The 18,553-nt window shown below is 70.2% G+C and carries 14 protein-coding genes and 1 pseudogene; 6 read left to right on the top strand and 9 right to left on the bottom strand.

The genetic code is table 11. The features are described 5' to 3' along the window. Window positions 1-2: 2 nt before the first annotated feature. The 4 genes from iolE to ACF1GV_RS18750 are packed head-to-tail and all read right to left on the bottom strand — an operon-like array spanning window position 3 to window position 4,472. Complete coding sequence (gene iolE, locus ACF1GV_RS18735) at window positions 3-917, bottom strand: myo-inosose-2 dehydratase (protein WP_391681916.1); 915 nt, start codon at window positions 915-917, stop codon at window positions 3-5. Continuing rightward, the gene (locus tag ACF1GV_RS18740) at window positions 914-1,438 is read right to left on the bottom strand and encodes a hypothetical protein (RefSeq protein ID WP_391681918.1); all 525 of its coding nucleotides are present in this window, start codon (window positions 1,436-1,438) and stop codon (window positions 914-916) included. The genes iolE and ACF1GV_RS18740 overlap by 4 nt, the downstream gene beginning before the upstream one ends. Further along, window positions 1,435-2,547 (bottom strand): ferritin-like protein, encoded by a 1,113-nt coding sequence (locus ACF1GV_RS18745; protein WP_391681920.1) that lies wholly within the window; start codon window positions 2,545-2,547, stop codon window positions 1,435-1,437. Before ACF1GV_RS18745 ends, ACF1GV_RS18740 begins: the two co-directional genes overlap by 4 nt. Next, window positions 2,544-4,472 carry a GMC family oxidoreductase gene (locus tag ACF1GV_RS18750; protein WP_391681923.1) on the bottom strand — a complete coding sequence of 643 codons (1,929 nt, stop codon included), beginning with the start codon at window positions 4,470-4,472 and terminating at the stop codon, window positions 2,544-2,546. Before ACF1GV_RS18750 ends, ACF1GV_RS18745 begins: the two co-directional genes overlap by 4 nt. 985 nt (window positions 4,473-5,457) lie before the next feature. Here ACF1GV_RS18750 and ACF1GV_RS18755 point away from each other — a divergent pair. Next, window positions 5,458-9,114 (top strand): ATP-binding protein, encoded by a 3,657-nt coding sequence (locus ACF1GV_RS18755; RefSeq protein ID WP_391681926.1) that lies wholly within the window; start codon window positions 5,458-5,460, stop codon window positions 9,112-9,114. A gap of 4 nt (window positions 9,115-9,118) precedes the next feature. Here the strand turns inward: ACF1GV_RS18755 and ACF1GV_RS18760 are convergent, their stop codons facing one another. Then, window positions 9,119-9,904, bottom strand: coding sequence for an alpha/beta fold hydrolase (locus ACF1GV_RS18760; protein WP_391681928.1), 786 nt, complete (start codon window positions 9,902-9,904; stop codon window positions 9,119-9,121). A 387-nt stretch (window positions 9,905-10,291) separates the two neighbouring features. Here ACF1GV_RS18760 and dhaK point away from each other — a divergent pair, with 387 nt between their 5' ends. Genes dhaK through ACF1GV_RS18775 form a run of 3 tightly spaced genes read left to right on the top strand, consistent with a single transcriptional unit; the run spans window position 10,292 to window position 12,347 of the window. After that, window positions 10,292-11,284, top strand: a complete 993-nt coding sequence (gene dhaK, locus ACF1GV_RS18765) for a dihydroxyacetone kinase subunit DhaK (RefSeq protein WP_391681931.1) — start codon at window positions 10,292-10,294, stop codon at window positions 11,282-11,284. A gap of 60 nt (window positions 11,285-11,344) precedes the next feature. After that, a complete protein-coding gene (dhaL, locus tag ACF1GV_RS18770; protein ID WP_391681934.1) occupies window positions 11,345-11,944 on the top strand; it encodes a dihydroxyacetone kinase subunit DhaL in 600 nt (199 codons plus the stop codon). Next, window positions 11,937-12,347, top strand: a complete 411-nt coding sequence (locus tag ACF1GV_RS18775; protein WP_363266051.1) for a PTS fructose transporter subunit IIA — start codon at window positions 11,937-11,939, stop codon at window positions 12,345-12,347. The genes dhaL and ACF1GV_RS18775 overlap by 8 nt, the downstream gene beginning before the upstream one ends. A gap of 150 nt (window positions 12,348-12,497) precedes the next feature. Here the strand turns inward: ACF1GV_RS18775 and ACF1GV_RS18780 are convergent, their stop codons facing one another. Next, window positions 12,498-13,220 carry a glycoside hydrolase family 75 protein gene (locus ACF1GV_RS18780; RefSeq protein ID WP_391682931.1) on the bottom strand — a complete coding sequence of 241 codons (723 nt, stop codon included), beginning with the start codon at window positions 13,218-13,220 and terminating at the stop codon, window positions 12,498-12,500. A gap of 413 nt (window positions 13,221-13,633) precedes the next feature. Between ACF1GV_RS18780 and ACF1GV_RS18785 the strand changes: the two genes are divergently transcribed. After that, complete coding sequence (locus tag ACF1GV_RS18785) at window positions 13,634-14,605, top strand: fibronectin type III domain-containing protein (RefSeq protein WP_391681937.1); 972 nt, start codon at window positions 13,634-13,636, stop codon at window positions 14,603-14,605. Window positions 14,606-14,777: 172 nt separating this feature from the next. Next, window positions 14,778-15,326, top strand: a complete 549-nt coding sequence (locus ACF1GV_RS18790; RefSeq protein ID WP_391681940.1) for a hypothetical protein — start codon at window positions 14,778-14,780, stop codon at window positions 15,324-15,326. A 76-nt stretch (window positions 15,327-15,402) separates the two neighbouring features. Here ACF1GV_RS18790 and ACF1GV_RS18795 read toward each other — a convergent pair. The 3 genes and pseudogenes from ACF1GV_RS18795 to ACF1GV_RS18805 all read right to left on the bottom strand — a co-directional run. Beyond that, window positions 15,403-15,933: pseudogene (locus ACF1GV_RS18795) on the bottom strand (PadR family transcriptional regulator); the annotation flags it as partial. Window positions 15,934-15,961: 28 nt separating this feature from the next. Beyond that, entirely contained in the window at window positions 15,962-17,977 is a 2,016-nt protein-coding gene (locus ACF1GV_RS18800) for an FAD-dependent oxidoreductase (protein WP_391681943.1), read from the bottom strand. Window positions 17,978-18,064: 87 nt separating this feature from the next. After that, complete coding sequence (locus tag ACF1GV_RS18805) at window positions 18,065-18,442, bottom strand: hypothetical protein (protein WP_391682934.1); 378 nt, start codon at window positions 18,440-18,442, stop codon at window positions 18,065-18,067. Window positions 18,443-18,553: the final 111 nt, after the last annotated feature.

An 18,553-nucleotide genomic window follows, 5' to 3' on the forward strand; every position in this document is an offset into this window, starting at 1 on the left:
CGTCACCAGCCCAAGACGTCGGCGAGGTAGGCGCGGGCCTTTTTGGCGTATTCGAGCGGGACGGCCTTGTTCGGGTCCTGCTCCGCCTCCACGACCAGCCACCCCCGGTAATGGGCGTCGGCCAGCGCTTCGAGGATGGGCCGGAAGTCGATCGCGCCGTCTCCGGGCACGGTGAAGACGCCGAGTTCGATGCCGTCCTGGAACGACAGGCCTTCCTCACGCACCCGCTTCACGACCTCGGGCCGGATGCTCTTCAAGTGGACGTGGCCGATGCGGGCGGCATGGGCCCGGGCCAGCTCCAGCGGATCGTCGCCGGCGAAGGCCATGTGGCCGGTGTCCAGCAGCAGATGGACCAGGTCCGGGTCGGTCGACTCCATCAGCCGGTCGACGTCGGCCCGGGTCATGACGCCCGTGCCCATGTGGTGGTGATAGCTGAGCTTCATTCCCGCCGAGCCGGCGATCTCTCCGAGCTCGTTCAGGCCCGACGTCAAGGCGTCCCACTGGGCGTCGGTGAAGACCGGGCGGTTGGCGAACACGTCCACGGGGAGCAGGTGCGAGGAGGCGCCGAACTCGGCCACGACCAGCTCGGTCCCGCCCAGCGCCCTGACGTGGGCCAGCGTCTCCCTGAAAGCGGCCATCGTCTTCTGCCGCATATTGCCGATCGTGAAGTACGTGCTCGTCCAGGGCTCGGAGACTCGCAGGCCGCGCAGATCGAGGGCGGCCTTGAGCTCGGCCGCGTCCGCGGGGTACTTGTGCCCGATACTGCAGCCCTGGAAGCCGGCGAGAGCCATCTCGCTCACGGCCTCGCCGAAGGAGATACCGGCGTCGATGGTGGGGAAGTCGTCGTTCCACCACAAGGTGCAGCAGACGCCGAGCTTCACCTTGTCCGGGCTGAGGCGTTCGGCCAAGGCCGTCATCTTGTCGCCCCTTTCAGGTAGCGTTGCGCGATGCGGGGTGGCCGAGCCCAGGAGCCGTATCCGGGCGCCTTGGCACCTGGAGGATTGGCCGCGATGGCCCGCCACAGCAGCCCCTCCTGGTAGGAGGCGGCGGTAACCGTGGAGGTTCCTGACGCCGTATCGACCCCGTAGCGGTCCATCCACTCGGGCGGCAGGGCGTACCACATCCCGGCGTACCAGAGCTTGATCACGTTGCGGGCCACCGGTCCGAGCCGGTCGTCGCTGAAGATCCGGTGGCGCAGGGCCCGGTCGAACAGGTCCCGGTCCAGCGGGGCTCGGGTATGGCTTCCGGCCTCGGCGGCTGCGTCGGCCCGGGCTGCCCGGTGGGCGTCCAGGAGGGCGGTGACGACCTCGTCGCCGCAGGCGTCCCGCACTTTCGCCAGATACTTGTGGGCCATGCCGGTGCCCAGCAGATCGGTCTCCGCGAACGCGGTGAGGTCGACCGACAGCAAGAGGAACCTCTCGAACGACGGGGCGGTCATGGTGTCACCCCCTGGGCTGTCTCGCCGGCACCCGGTGAGGCCTGGAGATCCGACCCGACCGCGTCCGGGATCTCGAAGGTGGGGGCGGCGTGCAGGCCGTCGCTGCCCGGCAGCGGGTTGCAGATCAGCCGGTTGAATCCGTCGCGCAGGCGGAACATCTCGCAGACGGCCTCCTGCAAGAGGTACGGCTGCCCGTTGAACGCCTTGGTGAGCAGGGCGAGGAAGGCTCCGTAGTCGGCGTTGAAGTCCTGGGCGACACGGGCGAGTTCCGATCCCGCCGGGTAATCGGACAGCCGGGCACTGACCTTCACCTTGTACACGGCGTCCCAGCAGATGCTCAGCTCGGGCCCCGAAGGTGCACCGGGGTGGTCGCCCACCTCGTAGTAGCGCCCGAGCTGGAGCTGCCGGAACCGGTAGTAGTGGGCCAGTTCGCCGTCGGCGTCGTACATGCCAGAGTCGAGGCCCTCGCCCTGCGCGGCGATGAAACGCAGCGCCCGCTGGGCCGAGTCCAGGTCGGTGACGACGATCACCTCCCCGCCGCCGGAGTAGAAGTACTCGTCCCCCATCTGCCGGGCCGGATCCCCACGGAACAGCGTGGGGTCGCCGGCCGCCACCTTTTCGAGCCCCTCGATGATCTCCTCGTAGAACTCGCCGATGCTGTAGAAACGCATCCCCTCGGCCGTGGGGCTGGAGACCAGGAGCGGAGTCGCGCCCTCCGATGTCTGCACCAGCCGTGCGTCGGCACTGGGTGCCTTGCCCGGACGCTCGATCTTGCAGAACGTCTCCACCGCCTCGGGGGAGAAGGGCCGCAGGTCGACGGTGAAGTCGGTCTCCCCGTCCGGCAGGTACGCCGGATAGGACGGCACGAAGCCCGGGCGGGTCAGGTCGGGCTCCCCACCGATGGCGTTCAGGACGTTGGCGACGAGGGTCAGGTGCAGCATCTCCTCCACCGCGGCCACCCGGATGATGTGGGCGGCGTCGGAGTTGGTGGTGGAGCGTATGGAGTAGTACGCGGTCAGGTACGGGGGGATGGTCGCGTGCTCGAGCGCCATCGCCGCGTTCAGGTAGCGGATCAGGTCGTCTCGGTTCTCGATGGTCGACGCGGTCACCGGGCCACCTCCGCTGAGGTCGGCGCCGCGTGGCGCCGGTTGAAGGAAACGTTGATCGGTGCGGCCTCGGAGTCGAGCTGGGCCAGCATGGCCCGGGCGCTGCGCAGGCACAGGGCGGCGACGGTGAGCGTCACGTTCGACGTGCCCACGGTGGGCATGCTTCCCCCGCCGACCATGTAGAGGTTCTCGTGGTCCCAGCACCGCTGATCCGCGTCGACCACCGAGGCCGACGGGTCGTGGCCCATCACATGGGTGCCGGCGAGATGGTTGCCCCCGCGGATCTCGTACCCCTCGCCGTCATGGACGGCGTAGCCCCAGAAGTTCGGGTTGTACGCGGTATGGTCCTCGGCTCCCAGGCGGGCGAAGATCCTTCTCGACAGCTGCCGGGCGTACGCCACTCCCCGCATCGTGTACTCGGGGATGTCGTAAGTGAGGACGGGCCGCATGTTCCCCAGCTGGTCGGTGAAGTCCGGGCTCACGGTGACCCGGTTGCTCGGGTTGGCGGGGACCTCGACCATGAACGCCAGCTGAAGCTGGCGGGACACCCGGTCCACCAGGCCCTGGCGGAGGGACTCGCCGTAGCGGCCGGCGGCGTCCACCAGGTCGATCAGATCGGTCATCGGCGCGCCCCGGGCCCAGCCCCAGCCGTCGTTGTGGATGTCGACGGTGAACGCCGCCTGACGGCTGCGGAAGCGGCCCCCGCGCAGGTCGGTGATGCCGCCCGTGCAGTTCGTGCCACGGAAGGTGCCGGCCACCTCCGGCAGCAGGCCCCACGCCAGCAGGTAGGCGTGGTCCATGAAGTTACGCCCCATCAGATCGCTCGAACTGCGCAGGCCGGAGGCCAGCATCAGCCGGGGGTTCTCCACCGCGTTGGTCGCCAGGACGAACAGCCGGCCGCGGGCTCTCATCGTGGTGAAGCCGGGGCTGTCGGGCCGGTCGTAGCGGCGGTACTCGATCTCGGTCACCCGGCCCGTGTGCTCGTCGATGTGCACCTTGTGGGCCACCGCCTGGGCCACCAGGTCGACCCGGCCGCTCTGGAGAGCGACGGCGAGGGTCTTGCCGGCGTTGTACTTGGCCTGCACCGGGCAGATGGGCACGCAGTTGTTGTTGCCCTGGCACCGCTCGCCGACCTCGACCTGGTACGCGCTCACGGCACCTTGGGGCACATAGCCCTTACCGCCGTCGTAGGCCGGGTTCGGTATCCCGTTCCGGCCCTGGGGGAACGGCCGGACGCGCAGCTCCCGCTGCTCCCCGTCGAGTTCGACCGGCATCCCGTCGACGTCCTTGGCGACCATCTGGTCCAGATAGGACAGGGGCAGCCCCTTCATGGGGAAGACGTATCCCTCGTCGAAGGTGATCCCGAGGTAGGCCTGGTCCTCCACGTCGGCGGAGACGCCGATCTCGCGTTCGGCCTCGCTGTAGTACGGGGCGAGGTCCTCGTAGGTGAGCGGCCAGTCCGCCCCCTCGCCGTAGAGCGTCCGCATCCGGAAGTCCTCGGGCAGCATCCGCAGGGTCTTGCCCTCCCAGTGCATGGTGGTGCCGCCGAGGACCCGCGTATAGGTGGTGTCGGTGGCGAAGGGCCCGCTCTGGACGATGTAGGACGAGGCGTCGGGCGCACCCGGGGTGATGCGCCGCGCGTCGGTGCCGCGGGGCATCGGGGCATTGGCAATGGCCGGGTAGGGGGCCTGGTTGTCCTTGCCTATGGCCGAGTAGAACCGGTCGAGGTAGCGCTCGTAGCCCCTCAGGGTGAGGTCTTCGGCCGGGCCGGCTTCGAGTATCAGCACTGTCTTGCCGGCGTCGCTCAGCCGCGAGGCGATCAGGGCGCCGGAAATACCGCCGCCGACGACGACGGCGTCGTAGACGACCTCGGCCGCAGCCATGGGGTCGGTGCGGTGCGCCGCCCCCTCGGGGAACTTTGCGTACATGAGGCAGTCACTCCTCCTCTGCCAGGCGCCGCCGGGACCGGCGTGGTGGCCTGGATTCGGGCAGCGATCATGCGACCGGGCCTCGAGTCACGGGAAAGCTCGCCCGGTGACTGAGGGTCGCTGTGGACGGAGCCGTCGCTCGCGATGTTCCGGAATATGAAGGCATGCGTGATCGCCACGAACGACGGCACATCGACCGCTCCCGGGGCGAGGGAGGTCCGGAAGCTCGCCCGCGCTCGGCAAGCGTGCGTCGCCCTGTCGGTGCGGGCGCGCCTGTCCGGCGTGGTGGGCTCGGGCATGGGTGAACTCCGTTGACTTTCGAATGGAACCATCGGCTCCGCTCGCGGTCGCCGCCCTGATCACGCGGAAGGAAAGGGTGGGGGCCGGGTGCATCCACGGGCTGTCGCCATGGATATGTGGGATTCCGGCGCGAGCAAGCCGGACGGCCGGCGCTGGAGAGCGCGGATTGTTCAAAGGGAAATCGAGTCAACCTGCGAGTCGGTATCGCCGCCGGTGACGCCTGGCGCGCAGACCAACCCCGCTCGGACAACGATACGCGGGAACCGTCAAGATCGCCGAACGAGCAGCGGGTCGACTCGGCCGAGTCGGTACGGCCTGCCCGGCGCCGCATCCTGACCGCCGCGGGGTTGCGGCAGATCTCGCTTCGTTGTGACGTGAGCGTTCGTCAGGAGGTCAGGCGCGGACGGTAATTCATAAGGAAGGTGCCTCAAGCCCTGTGCCTGGGCGAGATCTCCGCCTATGTGACCAGGCCGGGTGGGAGGCCGCCGCCGCGCGGCCGGCGGCCGTGTTGCGGTCTCCCCTGCCGGTGCTTTGATGGAAATGAGGGCATACGTGCGAGCGGATATCGCGAGGCAGATGCTCTCGTCGCGGGGGCGGCATAATCCGCTGCAGCAGCGTTGATCACGGAACGTGCAGGTGACCGTACGACGTCCCGCCACATAATGCGCAGCGCGGAGGGAACCTCATGCCCACCAAGGTCATCCGCCACCCGGAAGGCAAGGAGCGGCCGCACAGCGCCCCCTGGTACACGTTGTATCCGAGGCGGTGGTGGTCCCGGTTCTCAGGGGCAGTGGGCAGAAGATGGCGTAGGTTCAGGACGGAAAGGGAGGCGCACCGGAGCATCGTCCCCAATCGCAACTGGCGCCCGTCGATGTTTTCCCTCGGCCCTCTGTTGCGCGTCTACGCCTTCATCGGGACGGTTCTGCTTTTCGCTTGGGTGGGACTGACCCTTTACGATTTCTATGCCCTGCACGAGAGTGAGAAGTCAAAGCTCCATAAAGTGCTCAAGTCCCTGTGGTTCGACGCCGTCAACCACATCCTGGGACCTGTTCTCGCAGGCTCCCTGCTCCTGTCGTTCTTCCTTCTCTACTGGTACCACACGACCAAGAAGCCGCTCGTCGAAAAGGCACGCACGCGCCCACATGAGCTGGTCCCCACGGCCGGAACCCTCGTCAACCGCATCGTCGGGCGCCGCCAGCTGTCCCAGGTGATGGCCCAGACACTCCGCAACCGGAAGACCCGAAAACCCTATCTGCTGGTCGGCGGCGTGGGCGTCGGCAAGACGGCCGTTCTGGTCGAGCTCACCCGGATGCTGGCACAGCAGTCCGCCGTTCCCGTGCCGATAAGTCTGCGCGACACGAAGGGTGACGGTGAACTCGACTTCGAGGAAATGGCTCGGCGCCGCTTCGCGGAGGAAGCGGACCAAGGAGTGCTCGCCGGCAGCAACATCGCCAAGACGTGGCGGCAGCTCCGACTCGACGACAAGGCCGTCGTCATCGCCGACGGCCTGGAAGAGGCCCTCCTCGACGACAAGTACCAGGAGGACCGCGACAACATCATCCGGCGGGCGATAGACCGGGCGGATCGCCAGAAGCTGCCCTTGGTCATCGCCTCGCGCCCGCACGCGCCGCTGGAGGGCACCCGGGCGGCGATCGCCAACCTGGAGCCGTTGAGCGAGGAAGCGGCCCTGGAATATCTGATCCGGGAACCCGGTGAGCTGGATGAGCGCCGCCTCGACTGGGTGGTGGAGACCGCCCAGGTCACGGATTCGCCGATCTACCTGCGGATCGCACGTCTGCTGCAGCAGCGCGGCTTGCTGGAGCGCCTGTCTCTCCGTGAGGAAGGCGGTCGCCTGGACACCCGCACCAACGACTGCTCCACTCTCAGGCTCGGGCTTTTGAACACCTACCGTCAGGCCATCGAAGACGGCCGCATATTCGACAAGCTGGTGATGGACCGCGCGGAACGCCGGGAGACCATGTGGGTCGTGTCGGCACTGGCCTGCCTCGGTCTGCTGCAGGACAGCATCGAGGTGACGTTCGACGACTTCGTCAGCGCTCACGTGGACGACCTTCGTCAGCGGTCTCGGGGCGATCACGGGGAATCACCGGGCAGTGCCCACCAGTACGGAGCCCGCCTTGTCGTTTCCCCGGCACAACGCGACGCGATATGGGGTGTACTGGCTCGAAAGATCAGCAAGTCGACGCCCTGGCTCAACACGCTGGACTACCCTGCCGAGTGCCGTACCGAGTTGGCGAGATACACCGCCAACGGACAGCTCCTCGGACTGGTGTACGGCTGCCAGAACAGGGTTCGGTTCCCGCACAGCATCCTGCAGGCGTATCTGGGTTATCGCCTCCTGAGGGAGCTGGAAGACGACGAGATCGACGCGGTCGTCGAACCCGCGCTGCACAGCCCGGGTCCGTCCCGGGAACTGCTCATCGCTCTGGTGCTGCTCTCGCGTCACCAGGCGGATCCCCTCACGCGGACGTCCACCGTGCCGCAGAGAACTCGTCGCGCCCGGAGCGGTCGTGGAACGCCGGCGAGCCTGGCCGAGCTGCTCAGCAAGGCCGCGGCGGACCGGCATGACGCAAAGTACTTCGATCTCTACGCCGCAGCCCTGGAAATAGACTGTGTCGATCCGGTTCCGATACAGGACAAGCTGGCCGGGGACCTCGACGCTCAATGGACGGACCTCGACATCAGAGGCGATCAGCGGACCATCGAGGACGCGAAGCTGAGGTTGGTGCGGCGCTTCGGAGCTGCTCTGCGTGAACGGGACCGCCGCAGAAAGGGAAGTCATCCGCTCGCGGGCCAGGAGCCATTGCAACCACCCCTTCCCTACAAGCACCTCTTCCAGATCGGCACGCAGGAGCCCTCGTATCCCGTCCGGATCGCGATCGCACATCAGATAGCGGCCGGCGGCGATGCGGCCTTCCAGGACCTGCGCACGGAATTCCCCCTCGGAACCGATCCCATATCCCAGTACCTGAGAAAGATCCGTGAAGCCAAGCAGCGGCTCGACCGCAGCTACACCGCTTGGCTCGAGGAAGAGAACGCGCATCCCGCCGCCGACCCCGAGGCGGCGGAGAAGAGCCGGCGGAAACATGACTGCATCGTGCAGGAGTACGAGCAGAGCCGCACCACATGGTGGCGCCACTTTTCCCTCCGGGCCTGGCTCGTTCCCATGATCGTCGGGTCCGTCTCCGAGAAGTACCGCGACGAGGCCAAGGAGCGGTTGGGTCTCTGGCTGCGCAACCTGACCACCACGACCGGCCGGCAGGGCCCGCCCATGCCGCTCTCTTTGGAGAACGCTCTGGCCCAGGGGTTCAAGAACGCGGCGAACCGCAGGAGACGGCATCCGGACGCCTACGAAGAGACCCGGGCATACCTGGTGAAGCAGGCGGAGCAGATGCTCACTTGCAGCCGCTACTGGTACTCCCAGCTGAGTCTGCTCCATGCGCTGTGCCTGTGGGAGCTTCCCGACACCGTCGGACGCGCCACCAACTCCGGCGTGCCGAACGGGCACCGCAACCATCCCGCACCACGTACGACCGGCCTCACGGCGGACGGCGACGCGGCATCCAGCAGCCCCATGGAACCCATGAGGTCGGTCACCCGGTGGCTCACCATGGCGGGCAGTGCACACGAGACCCCGGCCGCCCACAACGGCGCCCCCCACGAACGCCATGCCGAAAAGGTGCTCCACCCGTTCGTCGCCGAAGCCGGCGATCTGGTGACCCTGGCCCTGGAGACCGGACACCCCGAGCGGTTCATCTGGATCGACGAGCACGAGGCCACGAACAACGTCGGTTCCACCCCGGCTGATCCGGAGCGCTACCGCAAGCACAATCTGTGGATCGCCCCGTCCGTGGGCTGGAGCGTCCTGCACCCACGGGCGCAACGCCTTCTCGCCGACGTACTGGTCATGCTCAACCTCACGCAGGGCACCGGGAGCCCGGACGACATCGAGGAACGCCTGATGCTCTCGAACAGGGACGACCTCCCGCACTGCCTCACCCACGACCGCACCCGGCTCCACCCCGAACGCAGTGTCGGCCGCGCCGACAGGGACGAATCCCGCACCACCTGCCTGTCTCCCTGCGAGTTCCGGCTGTGCCCCTATCCCCCGCAGGCCGGACGGGCGCAGACGGAGATGGCGGAACTGTTCTGCCGGCAGCAACAGGCGCTCCTGCACAGCCGCTTCCGCTGGCACCTGCCGGCCGTCAGCCGGCACACGGCGCCGTGGGTGAGCATCCCCGTCAAGGAGTTGGATGCCTACTGGGAGGAGATGGCCAACCGGAACCGCAAGACCACCGACGAGGACGAACACCTCCTGTGAGCGTTCAGGGAAGGTGCGTCAGGAGCAGCTCCGCCAGACGTCCCGGTGTACGGAGCGGCAGGTAGTGGTCGGCGTCCGGGATCCTCTCGCCGCGGGCGCCCGGGATGTCGCTGACAAGTCGTGCGGCGATCACCGCGATCTCCGGATGGTCGCGACCGCCGTGGACGACCAGCGTCGGGGCGGCGATCTCTCCGAGGTGTGGTTCGGCGTCGCGGCCCGCGGACACGACACAGTGCTGTTCGCCCACCACTCGTCGCTCGGCGTTCGAGGTGACCATCGCCTCGATGAGCTCCCCTCCAGGGGCCGTGCGGCCCATGGCAGCCCAGATCGTCAGTTCCAGCTCGGCCAGGGCGGCCGTCCTGCGCTTGCGCCGGGCCTCGGCATAGGCGGACAGCTCCGGGCTTCGCGGCCAGGCATGGCCGCTGACCGAGGCACCGATCAGGGCCAGTGCGGTGACGCGCTCCGGATGGGTGAGAGCGAAGTCCAGCGCGGTCTCCCCGCCCATGCTCAAGCCGGCCAACGCGGCTCGACGGAGACCGAAGTGGTCAAGGACGGCCCGCAGATCCGCGACGTCGCTGAACGGCTTGTCCGGTGGTGTGGAGCGTCCCAGCCCGCGGGCGTCGTAACGGATCACGTCGTGGTGACGGGCCAGCTCGGGAACGATCGCGTCCCACAGGCGGGAGTCCATGCCGGCACCGTGCAGCAGCACCACCGGGCTGCCGGTGCCGCTGCGTTCGGCCCACAGCCGGCCACCGCCGGGAGCAGGAATGCGGACTGCCCGGGGAAGCACGACAACGGGCTCCCCCGGCGAGTTCGGTCTCACGCTGCGATCATTCCAGAACGCTCGACCCGGAACCTCGGCATTGTAGATTTTCTGCATCGGACCGCCCGGACGCAGAGACGGTCACCGTCCGAGAGCACAAGAGGTCAGGCGTTGCACGTGACCTTCTCGCGCACAAGGCCGATACTGCGGACATCAGGACATGCAGCACGATGCGCACCGCCGAAGGGAGGCGTTGACGGCCTGTCACCAAAGGCAGCAGGGAGTCAGCAACCGTACCGCCGAGACCCGACCGGGGCCGCCGTGGACCGCCGAGATCAATAACTGGCCATCGCCCACCTGACCCGGAAAAATGTAGGTCAGGGGCCCACCCGCTAGTCCCTCAAGGAGGCACCCATGAGGATGCTGATCAACGTCCCCGAAACCGTCGTCGCCGATGCGCTGCGGGGGATCGCGGCCGCCCATCCGGAGCTGACCGTCGATGTCGAGAACCGGGTGATCGTACGGCGGGACGCCCCCGTGCCGGGCAAGGTCGCGCTGATCTCCGGTGGCGGCTCGGGGCACGAGCCGCTGCACGGCGGATTCGTCGGCCCGGGCATGCTGTCGGCGGCCTGTCCGGGTGAGGTGTTCACCTCGCCGGTTCCCGACCAGATGCTGCGCGCCGCAGCGGCCGTGGACAGCGGCGCCGGGGTGCTGTTCATCGTCAAGAACTACACCGGCGACGTCCTCAACTTCGACATGGCGGCCGAAATGGCCGAGGACGAGGGCATTCAGGTCGCGAAGGTGCTGGTCAACGACGACGTGGCGGTCACCGACAGCCTCTACACGGCCGGGCGCCGCGGCACCGGCGCGACGCTGTTCGTGGAGAAGATCGCCGGCGCCGCCGCCGACGAGGAGCAGCCGCTGGAGCGCGTGGAGGCGATCGCACGGCAGGTCAACGAGAACTCCCGCAGTTTCGGCGTGGCCCTGAGCGCCGTCACGACCCCCGCCAAGGGCAGCCCCACCTTCGACCTTCCGCCGGGCGAACTCGAGTTGGGCATCGGCATCCACGGCGAGCCGGGGCGGGAGCGGCGGGCGATGATGACCTCCGGGGAGATCGCGGACTTCGCGGTCAACGCCATCCTCGAGGACATGAGCCCGCGCAACCCCGTCCTCGTCCTGGTCAACGGCATGGGCGCGACGCCGCTGCTGGAGCTGTACGGCTTCAACGCCGAGGTGCAGCGGGTGCTCGCCGCGCGGGGCGTCGCCGTAGCCCGCACCCTGGTCGGCAACTACGTGACCTCGCTCGACATGGCGGGCGCCTCGGTGAGCCTGTGCCAGGTCGACGAGGAACTGCTGCGGCTGTGGGACGCGCCGGTGAGCACGCCGGGACTGCGCTGGGGCATGTGACACGGTGATCAGCAGGTGAGCGAAACCCTTGGCCACACCCCTACCACGCAAGGAGATCACGTGCTCGACGCCGACTTCTTCCGCCGCTGGCTGACGGCGGCCGCCGCGTCCGTGAACCGCGAGGCCGAACACCTCACCGCACTCGACTCGGCCATCGGGGACGCCGACCACGGCATCAACATGCAGCGCGGCCTCACCGCCGTGACCGCCGCGCTGCAGGAGGAGTCGCCCGACACGCCCGGTGCGGTGCTGATGCTGGCGGCGAAGCAGCTGATCTCGAAGGTCGGCGGCGCGTCGGGCCCGCTGTACGGCACCCTGCTGCGCCGTACCGGCAAGACGCTCGGCGACGCCACCGAGGTCAGCGAGGAGCAGTTCGCGCAGGCGCTGCGCGCCGGGGTGGACGCCGTCATGGCGCTGGGCGGTGCGGCGCCCGGCGACAAGACCATGATCGACGCGCTGGTCCCGGCCCTCGACGCGCTCGGTGACGGCTTCGCCGCGGCACGGGCCGCCGCCGAGCAGGGGGCGGAGGCCACCACGCCGTTGCAGGCCCGCAAGGGCCGGGCCAGCTATCTCGGCGAACGCAGCATCGGACACCAGGATCCGGGGGCGACCTCGGCGGCCCTGCTGATCGCGGCCCTCGTGGAGGCGCACGGTGAGTGACGACAAGCTGGTCGGGATCGTCCTCGTGTCCCACAGCGCCGACGTGGCGGAGTCGGTGACCAAGCTGGCGAAGTCGCTGTCGGGGGGTGGCGCGGCGGTGCCGGTCGCCCCGGCCGGCGGCACCGAGGGCGGCGGGCTCGGCACCAGCGCCGAGCTGATCGCCGCCGCGGCCGCCTCCGTGGACCGCGGCGCCGGGGTAGCTCTCCTCACCGACCTCGGCAGCGCCGTGCTGACCGTGAAGGCGCTCCTCGCGGAGGGCGACGAACTCCCCGAGGGTTCCCGCCTGGTGGACGCGCCGTTCGTCGAGGGCGCGGTCGCCGCGGTCGTCACGGCGGCGACGGGCGCCGACCTGGACGCGGTGGAGGCGGCGGCGAAGGAGGCGTACGACTACCGGAAGGTGTGAGCCCCGGGGGCGGTCACGGCTCGGTGGTCCTCGGTGCGACGGCTGAGCAAGGCCGGCCCGCCCCCGACGGCATACGCGGGCTCCGAGTCGCCGGGGTCCGCTCTCGGCCCGCGGCCGCCAAGCAGGCTCCCGGGAGCCTCGGCACGCCCCTCAGCCGGCCCCGCGTCCACCCCGTACGAACTGCCGCGCCAGCCGCTCCCCCACGGCCGTCACGGCTGCGCGGTCCTCGATGGGTTTGACCTCGGAGTCCTTGAAGACGATGTAGGTGACCCCGGAGGGTGTGCCGCCGCCGTGCGGGTCGGCGCGGATGCCCAGCGCCCGCGCGGTGGCGTATGAAGCCTCGCCGATGATGTCGCTCGGGCCGATGTCGCCGACGACGGCGTACTGGACGCGGCCCCGGTGGACGACGGCGGCGACCGAGCCGCCGCGCACCCCGTCCCTGCGGTGGTCCCAGCGGGCGCTCGGCGCGGGTACGACGATGTAGGGCAGCGTCTCGGCGCTCGGGTAGCGCCCGTCGGCCTGGGCGAAGGCGGTGGCCTGGGCGAAGAACGGGTCGGTGTCGCCGTTGCAGCGCGGGGTGGGCCGCCCGTCGCAGTCGATGTCCAGGTCCGCGGTCCACATCACGGCGTCGCGGGTGCCGCACACGGGGACGGTGGGAGGCGTGTCGTCGTCGGTGCGGTAGCGGCCGCGGGAGACGGGCACGCAGGAGCGGGCCCGGGCGAGGAGCTCGGCGGCGCGTACGGCGCCCGGCGGCCGCATGGACACGGGGGCGCGGGGACCCGCGGCGGGCGGCCGCGGTGCGGCGGCGGACGGCAGCGCCGGGGCCAGCAGGACGAGCGCGGCCGCGGCCAGCGTCATCGACGGGACACGCACCATGGAGGGACCCTCTCGTGGGAGGCGGTGACGGTCACTCAGCCAATCTGGGGCGGGTGCCGGACAGCGGCCACCGGACGGGGCCGTACGGTGCACGGCCTCTGACGGCCCGCCAGGCGCCGGGAGACCGGGCCTGCGTCGGCTCCGGCCTCCCGGCCGCCCCCGTCCGGCGCGGGAAAGCGACGACAGCGATCCGCGCCCGCGGCATGAACTCCGGAGCCCTCCAGGAGAGTTCGGCCACGCGGAGGCCCAGCATAGGTAACGGCCGCGAGGACACCGGCGCCCAACCTGCGGCCGACCGCATACGCCGAGGGGCACCACACCCTTGATGAGTACGCGTCACCGGTGCCATGGTGAGCGTATTGGTCCGGACCTTTGCCGTCCTGCTCTGCGGCCGACACGGGAGGCTCGTCGTGCGACGCGTGGTGCTGTACACGGTGATCCTGCTGCTGGTCGCCTCCTGCGGGTGGGCGGGCACGGACGACGGCGAGAGCGGGGCGCTGCCGGGGGCGCCGGCCGCCGTCACGGCGACCGCGGGCAGCGCGACCAGCGTGCATGTCATGTGGAACGCCGTCCTCGCGGCCGATGGCGTCCGCGTCTACGAGGTGTACCGCGACCGCGCCAAGGTGGCGGACGTGCCGGCCGGTGAGCACATGGTGGACGTCGTCCGGCTGCGGCCGGCCACGACGTACGTCTTCTCGGTACGCGCCCGCGACCGGGCCGGCCGGCTCGGGCCGCCCAGCCGGGAGGTCGCGGTGACGACCCCGGCCGCTTCGGCGGCGGACCGCTCGCCGCCGGCCCGGCCGGGCCGGCTGACCGGCCGGAGCGCCGGGAGCACGGCGGTCCAGCTGTCCTGGACGGCCGCCCGCGACGACCGGAAGGTGGTGTCGTACGACGTCTACCAGAGCGGTGTGAAGATCCACAGCGTGGGCGGGGCGCAGACGGCGACGGTCGTGACCGGGCTGCGGCCGGGCACCCGGTACGCCTTCACCGTGCGGGCGCGGGACGCGGCCGACAACCTCTCCCCCGCCGCCGGCCCGCTCCGGCTCACCACGGCCCCCGGCACGGACGACGGCCGGGACACCGCGCCCGCCGCCTTCCGCGTGGCGAGCCATGAGGCGGACGGCGCGTACTACCTGGACCTGTCCTGGGTTCCGCCGCGGACGGACGGGACGGTCGGCGAGTACCAGCTGCAGCTCGACGGGCGGACGGCGACCTCCCTGGTGTGGGGCGCCGACGCGCCGCGGAAGAGGGCGGACTACAGCTTCTACGCCGGCGTGGAGCCCGGAGTACGCCACCGGCTGCGACTGCGGGGCCGGCTGCCCGACGGCACCTGGGGCGGCTGGTCGGCGGAGCGGGTGGTGACGACGGGCGCCGGCCGGTGACCGGCGGGCGGACCTGGGCCGTCGGTGGGAATCCGTCACCTGACCGGGTGCCGTCCGCATGCGCCTGCGCGCCGGGGAACGTTGGCTGCCCCTTGAGGCAGCACGGGCGTTCCCGATCCTCGGCGGCGCAAGGGATGTACCGCCAACCGTGCCGCCGCCGGAGGACACCCCCATGCGCAACTCTCACTTCTTCAGACGCCACGGCCTGACCGTGGCGGCCGCCACCGCCCTGCCGCTCGCCCTGACCGCCGCGGGACCGGCCACCGCCCGGGGCACGGGGATCTCCGTCAGCACGACCGGGTCCACCGTGTCCGTGCTGACCAGCGCCTGCACCCAGATCAACGGCAGCTGGGGCACGGCGGCGCTGCTCAACAGCAGCCAGGCGAGCTTCGCCCAGGGCCGCCAGGTGGCGCTCTCGGGGACCGGCGTCAGTCAGTCCGCCGCCTGGTCCAACGTTTCTCCAGGCACCTACACGGTCATCGTGATGTGCGCCAACAACACCACCGCCGGCACCCAGTCGGTGATCGTCTCCACGCCCGTCGTGCCCACCGTCCGCTCCACGCCGTCGTCCTCGCCGTCGCGCGGAGTGATGGGCGGCCTCGGCGGCGCGGCCCGGGACTACGGCCCGGTCACGATGGGCGTGGGCGCGGCCCTGGTGGGCGGCGGTGTCATCGGGGCGGCGTGGTTCCTGCGCCGTCGCTCGAGGCCGCATCGTCTGTGACCGACGCGCCGCCGTCGGTCGTCGACGTACCGTCCGTGACGGAGGTGTCGTCCATGATCGGTCCGCAGGCCTTCTCGAGGGCGTCGAACTCCGCCAGCGCGTGCGCGAGCCATCGCGTCCAGAAGGTCTCCAGATCGATCCCGGCCCGCAGCACGAGGTGGCGCAGCCGGTCCTCAGGCCCGTCCTTACCGGGCGGGAAGTCGCGCTGCTCGATCTCCAGATACTCCGCCAACTGACGCTCGTGCAGCTGGAGATGGCGCCGCAGGTCGTCCTCCAGGCCGGCGGTGCCGACCACGGCGGCGGCGCGCAGCCGCAGCAGCATGACGTCGCGCAGCGGCCTCGGGTCCTGCGCCGCGGCCGTCCAGCGCTGCAGCTCGGCGCGGCCCGCGGGCAGGACCTCGTAGGCCTTTTTCTGCCCGCGGGCCGGCTGTTCGCTCGGCAGCGCGCGGATGTACCCCTCGGACTCCAGGCGTCCCAGCTCGCGGTAGATCTGCTGGTGCGTCGCGGACCAGAAGTAGCCGATCGACCTGTCGAAGCGGCGGGTCAGCTCCAGCCCGGAGGACGGCTTCTCCAGCAGGGCGGTGAGGATCGCGTGCGGCAGGGACATGGGGCCATCCTAGGGACGCGCCGCGCTCCTACAGGGCGGCGGCGACCTCCGTGCCCTGCTTGATGGCCCGCTTGGCGTCCAGTTCGGCGGCCACGTCGGCGCCCCCGATCAGGTGCGCCTTGCGGCCCGCCGCCACCAGCGCGTCGTACAGGTCCCGGCGCGGGTCCTGGCCGGTGCACAGGACGATGGTGTCGACCTCGAGGACCGTGCTCTCGCCGTCGACGGTCAGGTGCAGCCCGGCGTCGTCGATCCGGTCGTACGCCACACCCGGGACCATGGTGACGCCGCGGTGCTTGAGCTCGGTGCGGTGGATCCAGCCGGTGGTCTTGCCGAGGCCGGCGCCGACCTTGCTGGTCTTGCGCTGGAGCAGGTGCACACTGCGCGGCGGGGCGGGCCGCTGCGGTGCGGCGAGGCCGCCGGGGGCCCGGTAGTCCAGGTCGACGCCCCAGTGCCGGAAGTACGTCGCCGGGTCCTCGCTGGCCCGGTCGCCGCTGTCGGTGAGGTACTCGGCGACGTCGAAGCCGATGCCGCCCGCACCGAGGATCGCGACGCGGTCGCCGACGGGGGCGCCGCCGTGCAGCACGTCGAGGTAGCCGACGACGCGGGGGTGGTCCACGCCGGGGATGTCCGGGGTCCGCGGGGTGACACCGGTGGCGACGACGACCTCGTCGTAGTCCGCGAGGTCGTCCGCGTCCACCCAGGTGGCCAGGCGTACGTCCACGCCGTGGGCGTCGAGCTGGTGGCGGAAGTAGCGCAGGGTCTCGTCGAACTCCTGCTTGCCCGGGACCTTGCGGGCCACGTTGAGCTGGCCGCCGATCTCCTCGGCGGCGTCGAAGAGGGTGACGGTGTGGCCGCGTTCGGCGGCGGAGACCGCGCAGGCCAGGCCCGCGGGGCCGGCGCCGACGACCGCGACGCGCTTGGCCAGCCGGGTCGGGGACAGCACCAGCTCGGTCTCGTGGCAGGCGCGCGGGTTGACCAGACAGGAGGTGATCAGCCCGCCGAAGGTGTGGTCGAGGCAGGCCTGGTTGCAGCCGATGCAGGTGTTGATGGCATCGGCGCGATCCTCGGCGGCCTTCTTGACGAACTCCGGGTCGGCGAGCATCGGGCGGGCCATGGAGACCATGTCGGCGACGCCGTCGGCGAGCAGCTGCTCGGCCAGTTCGGGGGTGTTGATGCGGTTGGTGGTGATGAGCGGGATCGACACCTCGCCCATGAGCTTCTTGGTGACGAAGGTGTAGGCGCCGCGGGGCACGGAGGTGGCGATGGTGGGGATGCGGGCCTCGTGCCAGCCGATGCCGGTGTTGATGATCGTGGCGCCGGCCGCCTCGACGGCCTTGGCGAGGGTGATCACCTCGTCGAGGGTGGAGCCGCCGGGGACGAGGTCGAGCATGGAGAGCCGGTAGATGACGATGAAGTCCTCGCCGACGGCCTCGCGCACCCGGCGCACGATCTCGACCGGGAAGCGCATGCGGTTCTCGTAGGAGCCGCCCCAGCGGTCGGTGCGCTGGTTGGTCTGCGCGGCGATGAACTCGTTGATGAGGTAGCCCTCGGAGCCCATGATCTCGACGCCGTCGTAGCCGGCCTGCTGCGCCAGACGAGCCGTGCGGGCGTAGTCGTCGACGGTGCGCTCGATGTCGGCGTCGGTCAGCTCGCGCGGCGGGAACGGGCTGATGGGGGCCTGGACCGGGCTCGGGGCGACCAGGTCGCGGTGGTAGGCGTAGCGGCCGAAGTGCAGGATCTGCAGGGCGATCCTGCCGCCCTCGCGGTGCACTGCCTCGGTGACCTGGCGGTGCTGGTCGGCCTCTGCGTCGGTGGTCAGCTTGGCGCCGCCCTCGTACGGCCGCCCCTCGTCGTTGGGGGCGATGCCGCCGGTGACGATCAGGCCCACGCCGCCGCGGGCACGCTCGGCGTAGAAGGCCGCCATGCGTTCGAAGCCCCGCTCGGCCTCCTCAAGGCCTACGTGCATCGAGCCCATCAGGACGCGGTTGGGCAGCGTGGTGAATCCCAGGTCGAGCGGGCTCAGCAGGTGCGGGTAACGGCTCATCGGGCCCTCCGTGCGCGGTGTCTTGCGCACTGTTCTAGAGGACCCGCGAGCCTTTATGCAACTAGTTGCACAACGAGGTGGCCGGTATCACCTGTTCTCCAGCCGGACGTGCAGCTCCCGCTCCTGGTCGCCCGAGGCGTGGCTCAGGTCGTGGACGGTGAACAGGTCGCCCAGCGTCTCGCGGAAGCGGTCGATCGCCCAGTAGCCGCCCTGGACGTCGGCGGTGACGGCGCCGTTCAGCCGTCCGGGGCGGACCCCGCCGGCCCCCTCGTGGGCGTCGTGGACGTCGAACGTGCCGAGCCACACCATCGGACGGACCTGCGAGAACTGCTCCGGTACGTCCTCACTGCACCGGTCGGACTCGAAGTACCCGCACAGCGCATCGAAGACGATCCGGGCGTCCTCCTTGGGGCAGTCACTGATCTCCACCGTGACCGAGTGCGGGTGCGGTTGCTCGTTGTCCATGTGCTGGTGCATGCGTTGCTCCTTCCATGACCGCGCTGCGGCAGGACGGGTCCCCGCGGTGCCGCTCCCCCACACCCAAGAAAAGCACCGGCCGCCGGTGCGGGCCACCAA

It is taken from the genome of Streptomyces sp. NPDC014006, assembly GCF_043088925.1.
Taxonomy (GTDB): domain Bacteria; phylum Actinomycetota; class Actinomycetes; order Streptomycetales; family Streptomycetaceae; genus Streptomyces.

What these genes read in the sequence shown, in the direction of transcription:
- iolE (WP_391681916.1), bottom strand. Translation starts at nt 917, where the DNA reads ATGACGGCCTTGGCCGAACGCCTCAGCCCGGACAAGGTGAAGCTCGGC.
- ACF1GV_RS18740 (WP_391681918.1), bottom strand. Translation starts at nt 1,438, where the DNA reads ATGACCGCCCCGTCGTTCGAGAGGTTCCTCTTGCTGTCGGTCGACCTC.
- ACF1GV_RS18750 (WP_391681923.1), bottom strand. Translation starts at nt 4,472, where the DNA reads ATGTACGCAAAGTTCCCCGAGGGGGCGGCGCACCGCACCGACCCCATG.
- ACF1GV_RS18755 (WP_391681926.1), top strand. Translation starts at nt 5,458, where the DNA reads ATGCCCACCAAGGTCATCCGCCACCCGGAAGGCAAGGAGCGGCCGCAC.
- dhaK (WP_391681931.1), top strand. Translation starts at nt 10,292, where the DNA reads ATGAGGATGCTGATCAACGTCCCCGAAACCGTCGTCGCCGATGCGCTG.
- ACF1GV_RS18790 (WP_391681940.1), top strand. Translation starts at nt 14,778, where the DNA reads ATGCGCAACTCTCACTTCTTCAGACGCCACGGCCTGACCGTGGCGGCC.
- ACF1GV_RS18800 (WP_391681943.1), bottom strand. Translation starts at nt 17,977, where the DNA reads ATGAGCCGTTACCCGCACCTGCTGAGCCCGCTCGACCTGGGATTCACC.
- ACF1GV_RS18805 (WP_391682934.1), bottom strand. Translation starts at nt 18,442, where the DNA reads ATGGACAACGAGCAACCGCACCCGCACTCGGTCACGGTGGAGATCAGT.